We start from the raw sequence: 16,766 nt of genomic DNA, 5'->3' as shown, positions 1-16,766 counted from the left end.
ACGGAGGTGACGGCCGCCGTGCCCAGGCGTTCATGGGACGTCCGCCCGGCGCCGTCAGCGGGCTGCGGGGATCCGGGGACGCGCGTGGTGGGGCTTCGTCAGGAGCGGGCCGGACAGCAGACGGTGGAGGACCAGCAGGACCCCCGCTCCGCCACTGGACAGGTCGGCGGTGAACCGCTGCGAACCCGCTCCGAGGAAGCGGACACCGCGCCGGTAAGGAACCGCGTACTTCAGCAGGCCTGTCGCGGCGCCCACGGCGTCCGCGCGGGCGGCGTCCGTGCCGGTGAGCTCGGCGTGCTCGGTCAGGAACCAGGTCAGTCCGGCCAGCCCCCGGTACAGGCCCCCCTCCTTCGTGGCGCGGGAGACCCGGATGCCGGCCACCAGCCTCGGCAGCGCCGTGGCGCAGCGTTCGTCCGGCGCGGTGGCCACATAGCGGGTGAGCACCGCAGCGACGCCGGCCGCGCCCGTGGCCAGGTACGGCATGGCACGGCTGAGTCTTGTGTCGTCGGAGACGGACAGGGCGCCGTCGTCCAGCGGAAAGGTCCGGTCCAGCTCCTGGTGGAGCAGCATGCGCCCCGCCTCCAGGTAGCGGTCCTCGCCGGTGTCGCGGGCCAGGCGGTGGAGGAAGAGGGCGAGCCCCGAGCGGCCGTGCAGCAGACCGCGGGCGTCGTGCTCGCCGAGGGTGGCGGGCAGGTCGGGGGTGCGCAGCAGGTGCTCCCCTGCCGAGGCGGCCCGCTCCAGGTGGCTGCTCTCCCCGGTCAGCCGGTGCAGGGCGAGCCAGCCCAGGCCGACCCCGGCCCGCCCGCCGGCCAGCGTGCCGCAGGAGGCGGTGAGCGCATGGTCGTCGGCGTCCCGGAGCAGGTCGACGGCCTCGTCCAGCAGGCCGATGCCGACCAGCACCCGGGCGATGCCGGCCGAGCCGACGAGCAGTCCTGGAGGCAGCGCGTCGCGCTGCGCCAGGGTGTCGCGGCGCAGCCGTTCGCGGATCTCCTCCGGCACCGCTGCCCCGGCGCGGTGCAGGGCGTGCACCACCCCGGCCGTGCCGTGAGCCAGGCACACGTTGTTGGTCCGGAACGCCTCGGGCGAGGGCGGGAAGGCCCACTCCGGCCGGCCGGCGTCGGCCGTCTCCAGCAGCCCCGCGGCCACCTCCTCGGCCAGCCGGACGAGGCAGCCGCGCGGATCGGCGTCCAGCTCGGCGGGGGAGGGAAGGCGGCCGGGACCGCCCTGGTCAGGGGCGTGGTCCTCTGCCCGGTCCCGCACGTGATCCTGCGCGCGGTCCTCCGTCGGATGGAAGGCGGTGGCCCGCTGCCACAGGTCGGGCGGCGGAGCCACGTCCGCCAGGTCGCGGCGCAGCAGCGCGAGGTTGGCGGGGGCGTGCTCGGCGATCTCGTTGAACGGCGCCAGGAACGCGAACGCGACCGCCGACATGCCGTACCGGTCCCGCAGCAGCGGATCGGAGTCGAGCCGGAGCAGGCCGGGCGGGGGAGTGAACCCCGGGGTGCCGATCCCGGAGGGCGGCGCGGACAGGGCCGAGGCCGCCTCGAAGTCCACCAGCCGGACCCCGCCCGACGGCGTCACCATGACATTGCCCAGGCTGAGGTCGCCGAACCGGTAGCCGGCGGCGTGCATGCGCCTCAGCGAGGCGTCCAGCGCGGCCAGCAGGCGCCGGCACACCTCGTAGTACACGGCGACGGACTCGGCCGTGCGGTCGGCGCGGGCCAGCGGCGAGGACCGGCTCAGCCAGCTCACCAGCGGCTGCCCGGCGACGTGCTCGGTGACGAGGAAGTCGTGCTCCCACTCCGTGAAGTGGTCCAGCGGCTCCGGGCCCACCCCGGGGGCGGCCGCGTGCAGCTCGCGCAGCACGCCGTACTCGTGCCGCAGACGTTGCTGCGCGTCGGTCCCGTCGAAGACCAGCCCGTTGTGGGCGCGAGCCTCCTTGACGAAGACGGTGCGGCCGGTCCGCCGGTCCCGGGCCTGGTAGGTGCCACCGGCGTTGCTCAGGCGCACCGCACGGGTCACCTCGTAGTCGCGGATCAGGATCGGGCCCTCGTGCGGCTGCTCCTCCCGCTCGGCGAAGGGGTCCGTGATCCCCGCGGGCAGGTGGAAGGCGGGCAGCCGCAGATCCACGACCTCGCGGCCGGAGCCGTCGCGGACCAGCCCCTCGCGGGTGCCGTCGGCGCGCAGCCGGCTGCGGGCACCGAAGGATCCGTAGCGGTAGTGGACCGTCCGCGAGTCGCGAAAGCGCCGGTCGGTGAGGACATACGGTCCCTCCTCCCCGTCGAGCGCGTCACGCAGGCGTTCCAGGAGTCGGCGGGCGGTCGCCGTGTCCGGCGGATAGACGGCGCAGAACTTGCCCGACTGGGCTCGCGCCGCGTGCTTGTGATGGAGGAAGAGGAAGAAGAGCCGGGCGCTCAGGTGCTTGAACGGCACGCCTTCGGAGAAGCAGATCCCGGCGACCGTGTCGAGCACGTGCTGCGCCCGGTCTAGCCGCGCCGACACATGGATCTTCCAGCCCTGTTCGGCGAGCCCGGCCCGCGGACCGCCCCAGGCCGTCCAGATGCCCTGGACGGCGCCGCGCAGTCCCGGCGGCACCTCGCTGGGAGCGAAGCGCGGCCCGGGGTCGGTCACGCTGGACAGCGGTAGGAAGTACTCCCGGTCCGCGAGCGCTTCGCCGAAGCCTTCGAGCACGGAATCTCCTCGCGGGGTGGTAGCGGGCGGCCATGACGGCTGTGCCCGACGCTAGGACCGGCGGGTATGGAAACGGTTCGTGGGCGGCATGCGACCGGTATCGGGCAGGTCGTGCCCGCTGTCGACGCGGGCGGCGGCGCTCCCGCTCCCGCTCGGCGACGGCCCAGGAGCCCCCAGGTGGACGTCCACGGCCCCGGCCCCCCAGGACCGGCGGGGCGGCGGCCGTGGAGTGCGCGGTGCACTCCGGCATAGGAGCCTGGTGGTGTGGTGAAGCCAAGGAAGTCGGCGACCGGACCGCACCGGCGGAGCTGGCTGCGCGGCGCCCCGCCGCCCCGCTGGGTGCGGGTTCTTCCCGTGCTGCTGCTGGTCGGGGTCGGGGCGGCCTCCCTCACCGAGTCCGCTCCGCTGGACATCGGCTTCCTGCTCGGCGCGGTGCCTCCGCTGGCCGTCCTGGCCTACGGACCGCTGGCCACGGCCTTTCTCGGCGCCGCGACGATCGGGCTGCTGACCATTCCCTTCTTCCATCTGAACCAGCCCGGCAACACCGACCTCTTCACCCTCGGCTTCGTCGCGACCCTGAGCGTCTTCGTCTCCTTCGTCCGCGGGCGCCGGGACGAGCAGCTCGACCTGGAACGTACCGTCGCCGAGACGGCCCAGCGGGCCATCGTCCCCGACGTACAGCAGAGGGTGGGGCCCGTGCGCTGCGCGAGCCTGTACCGCGCCGCCGAGCGCGGCACGCTGGTGGGAGGCGACTTCTTCGACGTCCGGCCCGGTCCCCACGGGGTACGGGCTGTCCACGGCGACGTGCAGGGGCACGGTCTGTCGGCCGTCGCGACGGTCGCCTCCGTCCTGGGGGCGTTCCGTGAGGCCGTGCTGGACGACGTGGACGCGGAGGCGATCGCGGCGCGGCTGGACCGCAGGCTCGTCGTCGACTCGGCGCGGACGGAGCACGCGGAGCTCTTCGCCACGGCCGTCTTCCTGGACTTCATGCCGCACGGGCGGGAGGTCCGTGTCCTGGCCTGCGGCCACCCGCCGCCGGTCCTGCTGCGCGGCGGAACCGTGAGCATCCTGGAACCCGACCCCGGACCGCCCCTGGGACTGGGCCTCGCCGACGTCATGCCGGGGACCGCCGCGACGGTGTCGCTGCTGCCCGGGGACCTGTTGCTCCTGGCGTCGGACGGTGTCCTGGAGACACGGGACGCCTCGGGGGCCTTCTACCCGTTCGTCGAGCGTCTGGCCCGTATGACCGGTGTCGGTCTGGACCGGCTGCCCGACGAGATCTGGGCCGATCTGAGTCGATTCGCCCCCAAGATCCAGGACGACGTCACCCTCCTGATCCTCACCTTGGACGCCTCCGGGCCGGGCTGACGGGACGGGGGCCCTTTTTTCCGTCGTCTTCCGCGCCCTCCCCGGCCACGGCACCGGGCGGCCGGCCAGGCACCACCCACGGGGACCCACGGGGGCCTCACGCCCACGACCAGATCAGACCCGAGCCCACGACCAGACCAGACCGGGCCCCATCGCTCACTCGATCGGTCCGCCCCCGTCGCTGTGACCCTCCCGGCCCGTGAGAGTGGGCGCAGAGGGCTCGACCGAGCCGTTGGAGAGGACCGATCCCGTGGTCAGCATCGCCGTCGATCTGAACCGCTGCCAGGGGTACGCGCAGTGCGCGTTCCTCGCTCCCGAGATCTTCACCATGCACGGCGACGAGGCGCTGCTGTACGACCCGGATCCCGACGAGGCGCACCGCGAGAAGCTGGCCCAGGCCGCCGCGGCCTGCCCGGTGCAGGCCATCCTCGTCGATGCCGTGGACGAGCCGGCCGAGGCGGTGCCCGGTGGTCGGTGACGGAGTCCTGGAGCAGCTCAAACGCGAGGGCCGCATCGTCGTCGTCGGCGCCTCGCTGGCAGGCCTGCGGGCTGCCGAGACCCTGCGCGCCATGGGCTTCGCGGGGTCTCTGACCATGATCGGCGACGAGCCTTGCGAACCGTACGACCGGCCCCCGCTGTCCAAGGGAGTGCTGCTGGGCAGGGCGCGCGCCGAACGCACCGCGCTGCCCCGGCTGCGATCCGTCGACGCGACCTGGCGGCTCGGCGTTCCCGCCACCGGGCTGGACATGGCCGCGAAGAGGGTACGGCTGGCCGACGGCGACGAGGTGCCGTACGACCGACTGCTGATCGCCACCGGGGTACGGGCGCGGCCGTGGCCGCGCGAGGAGGAGGCGGAACTCGACGGCGTCTTCGTGCTGCGGACCCGTGACGAGGCCGCCGCGCTCGCCCGGCGGCTCGACGAGGGACCCCACCGGGTCCTCGTCATCGGGGGCGGATTCGCCGGTTCGGAGGTCGCCTCCGCCTGCCGCGAACGCGGCATCCCCGTCACCGTCGCCGAGCGGGGCGCCGCGCCCCTGGTCGGTGCACTCGGCGGGGTGGTGGCCGCGGTGGCCGCCGGCCTCCAGCGCGAGCACGGTGTGGACCTGCGGTGCGGGGTCATGGTGACCGCTCTCGAGGGCGACGCCTCTGGACGGGTGCGGGCCGCGCATCTGTCCGACGGCTCCACCGTGGAGACCGACGTGGTGGTCGTCTCGCTCGGCGCACTCCGTAACACCGAATGGCTGTACGGTTCCGGGCTCGGCGCCGGGCCCCGCGGCATCGCCTGCGATGCCGGCTGCCGGGCCTTCGACATCCGCGGCATCGTCACCGACGACATCTACGCCGCAGGTGATGTCGCCCGCTGTCCCCATCCCCTGTTCGGTTATCAGTTCCTGTCGCTCGAGCACTGGGGCAACGCCGTCGCCCAGGCCGGGATCGCGGCTCACAACATGGTCAGCGAGAGCGTCGACCGGCTGCCGCACATGGACGTGCCGGCCTTCTGGTCGTCCCAGTTCGGCGTCAACATCAAGTCGGTCGGAGTGCCGTCGATGGGGACGGAGATCCTGATCTCGCAGGGCTCGCTGGACAGCCGCCGGTTCGTCGGCGTCTACGGATACCAGGGGCGCGTCATCGGTGCCGTCTCCTTCGACCACGGCCGGTGGCTGCCGTTCTACCAGGAACTCATCGAGCGCACCGCGCCGTTCCCGCCGCAGTTCCCCACGGTCGACCGGCACGCGGGCGGGCAACGGCCGGTGGACGCGGACTTCCCCGACCCGTCGGTCCCCAGCCACGGCCCCACCGTGACCCTCAGCGGATACTCGCCGGCCGACCGCCGGATGACGTTCACCCCCGCGCACTGACCCGTACGGCCACAAGGACCTGCCATGACGCCCACCCTGCTGCACCAGATCCTGGACTACGCCAACCGGGCCGACCCGTACCCGATCTACGAAGAGCTGCGGAAGACACCGGTCCACCACGAGACCGACGGGGCGTACGTGATCAGCACCTACTACGAGATCCGCAGCCTTCTGCACGATCCTCGGATCAGCTCCGACGCCCGCAACGTGGCATCCGGCAACGCTGACCCGCCGGCGGAGTCCGCCCCTGAGGAGAGCGCCCTGCCGCCGAGCTTCCTGCGGCTCGACCCGCCGGAACACGACCGCTTGCGACGCATGACGAACCGGCACTTCGGCCCGCCGCACTCCCCCCACCGGGTCGACGGAATGCGCCCGGAGCTCCACGACATCGTCGGCGGCCTCATCGACGGCCTCGGTGACCCGGGCCGGATCGACCTGGTGGAGGAGTTCTCCTACCCGTTCCCGGTGACCGTGATCTGCAGGCTGCTCGGAGTGCCGCGCGAGGACGAGGCACGCTTCCACACCTGGGCGGACACCCTCGCCGCCAGCCTGGACCCCGATCCGGACGCGGATCCCGCCGAGCGCGGCAAGGACGCGCACGAGGCCCGGATGGCGCTGGGCATGTATCTGGCCGGTCTGATCGAGGAACGCCGCAAGAACCCCGGGGACGACATGCTCTCCCAGCTGGCGACGGCCAAGGGCCAGGACGGTCCGATGACCACGATGGAACTGCTCAGCACGGCGGCCCTGCTCCTGATCGCGGGGCACGAGACCACGGTCAACCTCATCAGCAACGGAATGCTGACCCTGCTGCGCCATCCCGAGGTCCTCCAGCGTCTGAGGACCGAACCGCGACTGGCCGTGCCGATCGTCGAGGAACTGCTGCGCTTCGAGCCGCCGGTGCAGCTGCTGCCGGGGCGCACCGCTCTCGCCGACATCGAGGTCCGCGGCGTCACCATCCCCGAGGGATCCGCCCTCTGGCTGGTCCTGGCGTCCGGCAACCGCGACCCCCAGCGGTTCGAGAACCCGGACCGCTTCGACCCCGACCGCCCGGACATCCAGCACCTCGGCCTGGGCAGCGGCATCCACAGCTGCTTCGGCGCACCGGTCGCCCGACTGGAAGCCCAACTCGCCCTGGCGGAGCTGGCCCGGAGACTGGAGAACCCACGCCTCCTCGACGACCCGCCCGAGTACCGCCAGAACGCCGTACTGCGCGGGCCGCGCCACCTGCGGATCGCCTGCGACGGAATCCGACCCTAGGGGGTGTGTGAGGTCCGCGGAGCCGACGCGGATCGCGCGTACCGAACTGCCGCTTCGTCAGTACCGCCCATGGGCGGGCGCGGGAGCTCTCCACCGCCTTCGAGTGCTGCCGGCGCGCCGGGGTGCGCGCTTCCCGACGCGGGCCGGCGGTCGTGCCCGCCGGTCCTGCCGTTGCCCGGCGGGGGCCGGGCGCGGGCGTGTCGTACGCGCAGAGGCTCTCCACGCGCCGCTGAAGGCTTCCTTCCCGCCCTCCGCACGGAAACCAGAGCGTCGGCCCGGCCCAGCGGGCCACGCTCTGTGACCATGACTACCGGGACGGCCTGGCGCCCCACACGAATCGGTGACCCGATGCACCTCTGAGCACCGTACGGGCCGATCCATGCCCTCCGCTCGCGCCGGATCCCCTGCTGCCGCTGCCGCGCGGGCCCGCCTCCGTCCTGGTTGATCACGGTGCCACACGTCCGTAAGGGCAGGCCGACGCCGACGGCGAACGCAGACCGACGCCGACGGCCGGGGCAGAGACGCTCGCGTCGACGGGGAGGAGCCACGCATCACCCGGGCGGGCGGCCGCCCGCCCCGCCGTGTCGGGCGGGGCCCTGCCGTCACCGGATCAGCGACAGACGTTTCGGGCCACCGGTGAGCTTCTCGGCATCTCCCGAACCGGATCCCCTTTCCGGTGGTGAGGTGTCGATTCGGCAGTCCTGTCCGGCTTTCGTCCGGGGAGCGCCTTCCGGCCAACTTCGTGACGTTTCGGCTCTCCGGACAACCGGACGTCCGATGCCTTCCTCTCACAGCGCGGGTGCACCGAGCGCCCCACACCGCATGAGCCCCGGGGCGGAGACGTCCCGCCGGGCCGCGGCCGATCCGCTTCCGCACAGCATCCGGAGGACGAGGGAACGATGAGTACGACGCGCACCAACCGGCTACGGCGGCCGCTGCTCGCCGGGGCCACGGCTGTCGCCGCCGTGGCAGTGACGGTCGGTCTCATGACCGCCGCGCCGGAGCAGGCGACGGCCGCGACGGGGCCGACGCTCAGCCTCGTCGCTGCGACCGGCTCGGTCACGCTCACCTCGTGGAAGGAGGAGCCGGGCGTCTACCTGGACCTGGGCACGTACCTCACCGCCGAGGGGAGGCCTCTGGAGCTGAAGGTGACCCGGAAGTCCTACAAGGATCCCGTGACGGTCACCCAGACCGTGTTCGAGGGCGGCGGCAGCAAGGCGAAGACGCTGCCCCTGGGTACCGTTAAGGACTTCTCCGGACTGCCGGGCTTCGCCGAGATCACCGTCACGGACAGGGACGGCAAGGTGGTCGTCAGCCGCGCGGAGAGCTTCTGCCCGAACAACGCCAGCGGACGGATCCGGCCCGACGCGCCCGCCACCTCGAAGTATCCGGAAAGCTGCCCCACCAACCCCTTCACCCTCGGCTCCGTGTGGGGCGTCGAGAAGGGGTGGGCCGCCAACACCTACGGCGGCTCCTACACCGAGCCCGTGAAGCTCGCCGCGGGCACGTACACGGCCAAGGTCAGGGTCGCCAAGAAGTACCGGGATCTCTTCGGCATCGCCGACAAGCCCGCCTCGGTGAAGCTCACCGTCGAGGAACGCAGCTGGGAGAACGGCCGGTCGGCCGCCGCCGGGGAACACGCCGGACACGGCCCCGCGCACCAGGCCCCCTCCGCCCACGCCGGGCACGGAGCGGGACACGCTCCGACCGCCGCCCAGGCCGGAGCCCCGCAGACCAGCGGCGCGGGCCCCTCCTACAACGTGGGCCACGGGCCGCTGAAGGCGGCGCCCCCGGCCCTGCCGTGGGCGCTCAAGGTGCAGCAGGCCGGTCGCGCCGGCGTCCGGGCCGCCGGTGACACCCCCGGGCAGACCGACGGTTCGCGCCAGGCCCCCGCTCTCGCCCCCCGGCCCGCACGTCCCACCGGGACCCCGTCCGTCCCGAACGTTCCCAAGCCCGACCTGCGGTCCCTGCCGGCCTATGGCATCACCATCAGCGACGGCGGCGCCCAGGACATCCCCGGCAAGGACTACCTCGCCTTCAGCGCGAACGTCTGGAACGCCGGCCCGGCCCAGCTCGTCGTGGACGGCTTCCGTTCGCCCGGCAAGGCCATGATGGACGCCTACCAGTACTTCTACGACGCCCAGGGCAAGCAGGTCGGCTACACGCCCACCGGCACCATGGAGTGGGACCCGCGTCCCGGCCACGTGCACTGGCACTTCACCGACTTCGCCAGCTACCGGCTGCTGAAGGCAGACCAGAAGGAAGCCGTCCGCAGTGGCAAGGAGGCCTTCTGCCTCGCCAACACCGACGCCGTCGACTACACCGTGAAGAACGCCAACTGGCACCCGAACAACACCGACCTGTCCACCGCCTGCGGCCAGGAGAACTCCATCTCCGTCCGCGAGGTGCTGGACGTCGGCTCCGGTGACACCTACACCCAGGACCTGCCCGGACAGTCCTTCGACATCACGGACCTGCCCAACGGCACCTACTACATCCAGGTCCTCGCCAACCCGGCCAAGCGGCTGAAGGAGACCAACCTCGACAACAACAGCGCTCTGCGCAAGGTCGTCCTCGGCGGCACCCCCGGCCGGCGGACCGTCACCGTCCCCGCCCACGACCTCGTGAACGCGAACTGACCCACACGGCGCTCCCCGCCGTATCCGCCGAGCCGGCCCCACGGGGCCGGCTCGGTCGTCATACGGAATCCCCGTGGGACGCGGACCCCGGGGCGGTCAGCGGGTGACCGGTCCGTCCTCCCGCACATCTCACTGGTCGTGCGGACGCTGCTGGACTTCCGTGTCCGGCGCTTGGGGGCTCGGGGCCCGGAAGCGGGCGAGCGTCTTCGTGAGGGTCTTCCAGGGTGAGGGATCCTCCTTGGACGACGCCGGCGATGCCGTCCGGGGGGCGCCGTCGCCGCTGTTCGCCTCGGCGAGGGCGCCGAGCGCCGACTCGGCGGCCTCCCGGTACAGGTCGCAGGATGCTGTCATGGCTTCGAGTGCCTTGGCGTACCTGGTGACCATGGCCCGTGCGTGCGCCAGTTCCTCGGCGGTGGTGAGCAGGTGCCAGCCTTCGCGCAGCCGCGTCAGGACCTGTTCGGCGTCCGCCGGCATCGGCCGGGGCAATGAGGCGAACTCTTCGATCGTGGCCAGGAGCCTGGTGGGTTCCGTGCCGTCCAGGAAGACATCACGAATCGTGAAGCGCTCCGCGTCGTAGCCGGGGACCTGCGGTGTCGGGGGCAGGATGACGGCGCCACCGCGCGGTATCCCCACACCCAGCTCACGCTTCATCACGAAGTCGGCGATCAGCGCCTGGTCCGGCGTGGCCCGGTGTTCGACCACCCGGTGCCGCAGGCTCGGTGGCAGGAACGCCGTGATCGGCCGGCGTCCCAGGGCGTCCGGCGTCATCGCCTCATGGACCACGACATGGATGAACCAGCTCTGCCGGGTGCAGGCCCGCAGCAGGCGGCGCAACTCGTCGTCGTCCTTCGGCAGGTGGTTCGTGGTCCGCAGGCGTACGTCCGGAACCGTCTCGTGGTCCCATGCGACCTGGTCGCTGTCGGGCCAGAACACGGTGGCCGGTGAGGGCCAGCTCGCCTCCCAGGCCCGTTCGGCCTCGGCGGCGAGGACCCAGGTGACACCCTCGCCCTTCGTGCGCCGGGACTCGGGCTCGTACGTGGTCAGCTGCGCGCGAACCGTGACGCCGTCGGCCACGCGCCAGCGGGCTTCGAAGAGCCGGCGGGCGGACGGGCCGGGGTCGGCGGACTCGTCCCTGGGGTACAGATCGGTGGAACGCGCCGCCTCGACGGGGTCGAGGTCCAGGAAGTCGTCGATCACCCGGGCCGCCTTGAGAGCGAGCAGGTTGCGCCGGACGTCCCGCTCGGGCTCGGGCCCGAGGTGACGCCCACGCCCGAGCCAGGTGGTGTCGGGGACGGTGGTCGATGAAATGCTGTTCTTGGCCATGGAACCGTTCGGTGGGCGATCAGGGCCCGACCAGTATGGTCCGCAGCCCGCGCGAGGCAAGCGGTACCCCACCCGCGCCGCCGCGGATCGAATACCCGGTCGACGGGGAAGCCGATCGATCCACAGGCGGCGCGGCTGTGCGATGCGGCTCGGTGCCCGCGACGTACGAGGTCCCGCTGCACTCGGCCCGGTAGCGGAGTCTCCGGGACGTCAGCACGTTCGTTCCCTTCCGCCTCGTGGCCGCTGTGGCCGTTCGTTTCGCTGACGAGGCGGTCAGGGAGTCGCAGGGACCTCGTCAGTACGAGCGACGGCCCCACTCGCAGAGGTGCGTCCCGGGACGGACGGGCCGTGGAGACGGTGGCTCATCTGGCGGGTTCCCTTCGTTCGCCCCCGGCTCGCGCGGTAAGGGCCGGGGGAGGGAATGGCGTGCTCGGGCACCGCCGCCGCGGCGGGGCAGCGTGTGACCGCACTGCCCCGGCTACGGTACGCGGAGCAGGAGCTCGACCTCTTTCTCTGCCTCGGCCGCGATCTCGGCCTCCGTCAAGAGCGCATCCGTCGCCAGCATCCTCGCGTCGTTCTCCGCGACCAGCTCGGCGACACGCACCACCAGCTGCTCGGCTTGCGGTGCCTTCTCCGGGGTGAGGAGCTGGGGTGCCACGAAGGCGGCGATCGCCGCGACGGCCAGGACACCGATGGCGATCTTCGCCTTTCGGCCGGCCGGCTCGATGCCCTCCTTCCACATCAGATAGCGTCGCTGGGCCAGGAGGAACTCCCGACGGCCCCGGACCAGGCTCGCCGTGGCGCGGAGGACGTCCCCGGTCCGCACCGAGGAGTCCACCGCCGCGAGTGAGGCGAAGGCGTTGAGCCAGATGGTCTGGGGAGGGACGGGCCCGTTGAAGAGCTGGTTGGTCCAGTAGCCCGCGAAGCCGGAAACCGATGGCCGGTCGATCAGCTCGGCCTGGACCTTGTGCTCGCCGGAATAGTGGTCGAACTGCCTTCGCAGCTTCTGCGCGCCCTCGGCCAGCGCGGCCAGCGCCTTGGCCTTCTCCGGGGACGGGGTGCTCTCCCTCTTCCGCTCCTCGCCGCTGCGACGGTAGACCTGATAGAGGATCAGGCCCTCGTTCCCTACGGGGTGTTCGGTCGCGGCGGTGCAGATCTTGCAGTCGGGGCTGCCCTCCAGCGGCCCCAGTACGTGAGGCGGGAACCACGTGGCGTGCACCCGGGTCCAAGGCCGCCCTCCGTGCTTGACCTGGAGTGCATCGGCCAGCCGGTACTCGTCCCTGAGCTGTTCCTGCCCCTCGTCCGCGTAGGCGACGGTCTTGATCTCGTAGATCGTGCGAGCGGTGAAGTCTATGATGTCGGGCGCGCGTTGACGCCTCAAGCCGCGGAGCTCCCCCAGGAAATCCTGGGCGAACTCGGCATCCTGCGCGTCCTTGGGGAGCGTGATCCCGTAGTCCGGGTTCCCGCCGTAGAGAAAGTCGGAGCCGACCAGGATCTGCTCTTTGGGCCCCGCGTGCGTGGCCCGGTAGATCCTTTCGAGAAGCCGGTTCGCCGGGCCGTAGATCGTTCGCGGCGCCGCACTCTCGGGCTGCCATTCCGGAGGTGCCGGGCACGGCTCCTCGGGGTGGAGCTGGACCGTCCCGGCCGCGGGCGCGTATCGGATCTCGGGTAGTGGTCGACCCGGGCCCCCCGAGCCGGCGGCCAGGTCGGCGACCCGGTCGGCCTCCCGCTCGGTGGCGGCGTCCGGGCTCCCCACCGACCGCGGCGGCGCGGTGCTGCCGCGCTGCTGACGCACATGGGCCAGCTCGTGGGCGAGGAGCCGACGGCCCGATGCGGTGCCGGGGGCGTAGCGTCCCGGCGCGAAGACGATCGAGGTGCCGGTCGTGTACGCGGCGGCGCCCAGCGCGGCCGTGGAGACCGGGTCGCTGTGGACCCGGATGTCGCCGAAGTCATGCCCGAAGCGGCTGTCTGCCCAGGTCCGGGTGGCCGGGTCCAGCGCCGTGCCGCTCGACGCGGCGGCATGCGCAACGGTTCGGGCCACGAGGTCGCCGGATCGTGGGACTTCGCTCGTTCCGTGCTGCCGTGCGGCGTGGCTCGACGCGGCAGGTAGCTGGTGCGAGAGCACCCTTCCATCGTCCCGCCAGTCCCGGGCGGTGGCAACGGCAGCGCCTTGGTCCGCGGGACGTTTCATGGAAGGGGCCCAGTGCTCACGCCTTCTTGAGGACGTTGCGCTTTTCGAGCTCTGTGATGATAAGGAGGTAGTTCTCTCTGATGAGAGAGACCGTGGCGTCGATCAGCGCTGCCGACTTCGGGTCCGTGCCACTCGTCACGTTCTCCTTCACTATCGTCTCGCCCCGAGTCGTGACGTGCGGCACAAGATCCCAGACGCTCCTGTAGAAGTCGGCGATGACCACTCCTTGGGCCTTGAAGGCGCTCAGCACATTGAGTTGCGATTGGGCGACTGCTTTGCGCGCCACCCTCATGCTGTCCGGGTTGAGCGAGGTGTCCCCGGACAGATTCCAGCTGTCGCCCACATTGTTCTCCACCGGAACGCCGCCCTGAAGTGTGTTCAGCCTGTCGTGGACGCCCTTGACCACCGCATTCGACAGGAGGTCCGGCTCCTTCTCGTGAATCCCTTGCAGGAGGGACGAAAATCGACTCACCGAGTCGATGTCGGGACGGAACACGTACCCTTTCATTTCGACCGTCTCGTACGCGGAGAACGCAGTCTTGACGGCGCCGACGAACGACTTGGCAGCCACGGCGTCGAAGAAGGCAACCGACTCGGCAGTGAATTTCTTGTCAGCTTTCACCGTGATGTTGCGTTTGAATGCTTCCATCACGTCCCGCTTGTTGATGAGATGTCCGGCGGCGAAGGCGTCGGTGAGGAAGTGGTCGGCAAACGCGTTGATCGCCAATGCCTTCTCCTTGTTTCCCTTCTGGGACTCGGTGACGGCTTCGGCGTGATGCCTCTCCCAAGAGGACTTGTGGTCCCCGGGCGAGCCGGCGGATGAGGCGGGGTTCGAGGGGGAGAAGTGAGATTCATTCCTGAGGGCCAGACTCGAGTATCTCCCGCCGGTCACCGCATCCCACTCCGCAGTCTTCACGGTTCCCGCGGGGCCCGCCTTGTCCTTCTTGATGAGCCGGGACAGCTCCCGCAGAGTGGCGTCCGGTGCAGTGAGCATCTCTGCCGGGTCTGCGAAGAAGTCACCCATCGCGATGCCCTCGCCGTAGTCCAGCTGCACACCCCCCACGACGATGGTCAACTCGCCGCGGCTCAAAGCGTCTTTGATCGCCTCGTTCACCGCCGGAGGGATCACGATCGTCTCTCCGGCGTTGAAGCCCTGGACCGTCTTTCCGCCCCTCTTGGCCGACTTCCAGGTCCTGATCTGCGCCGCGTTGGTCGACCGGAGCTCCGCCTCGGTGATGCCGTACCGCGCCGCGATGGAGGCGGGCGTTTCACCGCGTCTGACCTTGTGCGCAAGGGCCCGTCTGCTGACGAGTCCCTTCAGTTCCTCGCGCGCCTCACCGAACTTGGCGTGCTCTCCCGCCTCGTATCTCTGGAGTACGGGTGCGGATCCCGTTCGAACCCGCGGCGGCCCCGTGGCAGAGCCATCACGCAGCGCCTCGGACATCGCCGCCGCCTCGGCCTCGGCATCCCGCCCCGCCGCACCAGCCGCACCGACGAGTCCGTCGCCCTGCGCATCGCCGGGGACGGCCTGCTGAATCACATGAGTCAACTCGTGACCGAGGAGAATTCGCCCTTGATCTGTTCCCGGCGCGTATTGTCCTGCTGCGAACGCGATATCGCGGCCCACCGTGAATGCGGGAGCCCCGATCGCCCGCGCCGACATCGCTGCAGACTCGTCCGTGTGGATACGGACATGGCTCAAGTCGTGACCGAGGTGCGCCTCCATGTCGCCTCGGACATCCGGACCGATGGGACGTCCTGGGCCGGACACTCCCCGACTGGCGTGGGAAGGGCCACCATGGTTCCGGTGTGGGCTCCGGTCCGTGGGAGGCGTCCTTTCCGACGTACTCGACGCTGCGTGAAGAAGTGCTCGCTCGGCCATCGCCGTCACTCCCCGGGGCTCGAACGCCTCCGATGGTAGATCCCCACGATACGAGCAGGGCATTGAGCCTGACTACTCTTCAACTGTGCCCGGCCTCCGTCCGAGGGGATCGCTGTACGGATCACCACCGTGTACGGAGGCGACCGCCGGGCCACCGGCGTATCCTTGTGGTGAGCAGGCGATATGCCACGCTGCCCCTTGGGCTGGAACAACAGGGGCGGGCGGTCATGGCAACGGCGCGCACTCGGCGCTCACCGTGCGCGCTTTCCCTGACGAATCCGCTTGAAGGACGCGACAGTGACGTCCTAAACCCCGGTTCGACGCGACGAGCGACGTAGCGGTGAATTGACATGGCACTAGAGCGTATCCGGTATCAAGCTGCCGGAAATTTCTCCTACCAAGCCCAGAACCATGCGGATGTAGAAGGCTATCTGCTGCCTATCGGGCGAGTGCGGGATTCTGCGTTGCACAGCTGGGGGGTGGCCAGCGGGTTGCGGGTGACCGCGACCGCGGGGAGCACCGGGGTGAAGGTCTCCACCGGCTCGGCGTTGGACGCCGCGGGTCGCGTGATCGTGCTGGTCGACGGGGGACGGGCGGTGACGGGTCCGGAGGCGGGCGGCGAACCTGTCAAGGTGTCAGCAGACGGCCTGACGCTGGAGACCGGGGGGCTGACCCTGCTCGGTGATCAGGTGCTGACACTGACCTGGCAGGAGGTCATGGGCCATTTCGACGCGATGGGAGGTACGCAACAGCAGGGTTGGCTCCTGGCGCCGTGGCTCCGTCTGTTGCCGGCGGGTGGATTCGAGGACACAGGGCAGCAAGTGGTACTGGCACAGCTGACGTTCGGTTCCGAAGGCAAGGTGAAGACCCTGTCTCCAGGACCCCGCCGGGCAGTGGGGGTTCCGGTGGAACGGCTCGAGTTCCGCCGTCCAGCGGGGTCGAACAGTGCGACGTTGAAGGTCGAGGACGCCCCGGCTGCTGATCTCCGTGCGCGGGCGGACGGGGGCCTGGACGTGAATGTACCTTCGGCCGACGGGTCCGGGTCTCCCGCTCTCTCGGTGGAGGGCGGCACCGGGACGCTCAAGGTGCAGGGCGGGCTGCAGATCGAGGGGGGAGCGTGGGACAAGGACGGTTTGCGCCTCACCTCGTCAAGCTCCGGAAACGGGTCCGGGCTGCGACTGGAGAGCTCCGCCGCGGATGCCCGGAGCTACGTCACATACGCGGGTTCCGACGGTCGTTGGCACTTCGCGGACAGGAACGCCGACCGTGACCGGTTGTTGATCGACGGCACGGGCAACGTGGCCATCGGCTCGTCCTCGCCTCAGCGGGCCCTGCATGTGGAGGGTACCGAGGTGCACAGCGGTGGATCCGCCGGTGGTTTCTCCTTCGCCGACCGTACGGCTTCTTCGGGAGCCTTCGTCGAGAACCCGGCCGCGGGTGAGCGGTGGCGGTGGTATGCCCAGGGCGGGCAGGCGCGGCTGTGGTCCGGCACGGACCAGATCACCGTGGGCAAGGGTGCCAACGGCGACGCTCTCGATGTCCCGCGTCGCATGCGG

10 protein-coding genes are annotated in these 16,766 nt (G+C 70.9%); 6 read left to right on the top strand and 4 right to left on the bottom strand.

Annotated features, from left to right (window positions below):
* Window positions 1-54 precede the first annotated feature (54 nt).
* Window positions 55-2,688 (bottom strand): class III lanthionine synthetase LanKC, encoded by a 2,634-nt coding sequence (lanKC, locus tag IF00_RS0133160; RefSeq protein ID WP_051820748.1) that lies wholly within the window; start codon window positions 2,686-2,688, stop codon window positions 55-57.
* A gap of 264 nt (window positions 2,689-2,952) precedes the next feature.
* On the opposite strand from lanKC, the gene IF00_RS0133155 reads away from it, so the two are divergent.
* The 5 genes from IF00_RS0133155 (at window position 2,953) to IF00_RS0133135 (ending at window position 9,814) form a co-directional block, all read left to right on the top strand.
* Window positions 2,953-4,056 carry a PP2C family protein-serine/threonine phosphatase gene (locus IF00_RS0133155; RefSeq protein ID WP_051820747.1) on the top strand — a complete coding sequence of 368 codons (1,104 nt, stop codon included), beginning with the start codon at window positions 2,953-2,955 and terminating at the stop codon, window positions 4,054-4,056.
* 250 nt (window positions 4,057-4,306) lie between these two features.
* Window positions 4,307-4,534 (top strand): ferredoxin, encoded by a 228-nt coding sequence (locus IF00_RS0133150; RefSeq protein ID WP_030324509.1) that lies wholly within the window; start codon window positions 4,307-4,309, stop codon window positions 4,532-4,534.
* The gene (locus IF00_RS0133145; RefSeq protein ID WP_051820746.1) at window positions 4,491-5,915 is read left to right on the top strand and encodes an NAD(P)/FAD-dependent oxidoreductase; all 1,425 of its coding nucleotides are present in this window, start codon (window positions 4,491-4,493) and stop codon (window positions 5,913-5,915) included. The genes IF00_RS0133150 and IF00_RS0133145 overlap by 44 nt, the downstream gene beginning before the upstream one ends.
* A 24-nt stretch (window positions 5,916-5,939) precedes the next feature.
* Window positions 5,940-7,175, top strand: a complete 1,236-nt coding sequence (locus IF00_RS0133140) for a cytochrome P450 (RefSeq protein ID WP_030324506.1) — start codon at window positions 5,940-5,942, stop codon at window positions 7,173-7,175.
* A gap of 899 nt (window positions 7,176-8,074) precedes the next feature.
* Window positions 8,075-9,814: a lysyl oxidase family protein gene (locus IF00_RS0133135; RefSeq protein ID WP_030324504.1), complete on the top strand. Its 1,740-nt coding sequence runs from the start codon at window positions 8,075-8,077 to the stop codon at window positions 9,812-9,814.
* A gap of 129 nt (window positions 9,815-9,943) precedes the next feature.
* Here IF00_RS0133135 and IF00_RS0133130 read toward each other — a convergent pair whose 3' ends face one another.
* From IF00_RS0133130 to IF00_RS42925, 3 genes are all read right to left on the bottom strand, one after another.
* Window positions 9,944-11,137, bottom strand: a complete 1,194-nt coding sequence (locus tag IF00_RS0133130) for a hypothetical protein (protein ID WP_037639630.1) — start codon at window positions 11,135-11,137, stop codon at window positions 9,944-9,946.
* Window positions 11,138-11,615: 478 nt separating this feature from the next.
* The gene (locus IF00_RS42930) at window positions 11,616-13,178 is read right to left on the bottom strand and encodes an eCIS core domain-containing protein (RefSeq protein WP_030324501.1); all 1,563 of its coding nucleotides are present in this window, start codon (window positions 13,176-13,178) and stop codon (window positions 11,616-11,618) included.
* Window positions 13,179-13,344: 166 nt separating this feature from the next.
* The gene (locus IF00_RS42925; RefSeq protein WP_280922634.1) at window positions 13,345-15,210 is read right to left on the bottom strand and encodes an eCIS core domain-containing protein; all 1,866 of its coding nucleotides are present in this window, start codon (window positions 15,208-15,210) and stop codon (window positions 13,345-13,347) included.
* A gap of 524 nt (window positions 15,211-15,734) precedes the next feature.
* Here IF00_RS42925 and IF00_RS41710 point away from each other — a divergent pair.
* Window positions 15,735-16,766: hypothetical protein (locus tag IF00_RS41710; RefSeq protein WP_158710541.1), on the top strand; the 1,032-nt coding region annotated here is incomplete at its 3' end.

The sequence above is a fragment of the Streptomyces flavochromogenes genome, assembly GCF_000717595.1.
Lineage (GTDB): Bacteria > Actinomycetota > Actinomycetes > Streptomycetales > Streptomycetaceae > Streptomyces > Streptomyces flavochromogenes.
The sequence above is the reverse complement of the archived record's forward strand: the minus strand, read 5'-3'. Positions and strand labels throughout refer to the sequence as shown.

Bases quoted from the DNA above. Each gene is read 5' to 3' on its own strand.
- IF00_RS42925 (WP_280922634.1), bottom strand. From the start codon at position 15,210: ATGGCCGAGCGAGCACTTCTTCACGCAGCGTCGAGTACGTCGGAAAGG.
- IF00_RS0133130 (WP_037639630.1), bottom strand. From the start codon at position 11,137: ATGGCCAAGAACAGCATTTCATCGACCACCGTCCCCGACACCACCTGG.
- IF00_RS0133135 (WP_030324504.1), top strand. From the start codon at position 8,075: ATGAGTACGACGCGCACCAACCGGCTACGGCGGCCGCTGCTCGCCGGG.
- IF00_RS0133145 (WP_051820746.1), top strand. From the start codon at position 4,491: ATGCCGTGGACGAGCCGGCCGAGGCGGTGCCCGGTGGTCGGTGACGGA.
- IF00_RS0133140 (WP_030324506.1), top strand. From the start codon at position 5,940: ATGACGCCCACCCTGCTGCACCAGATCCTGGACTACGCCAACCGGGCC.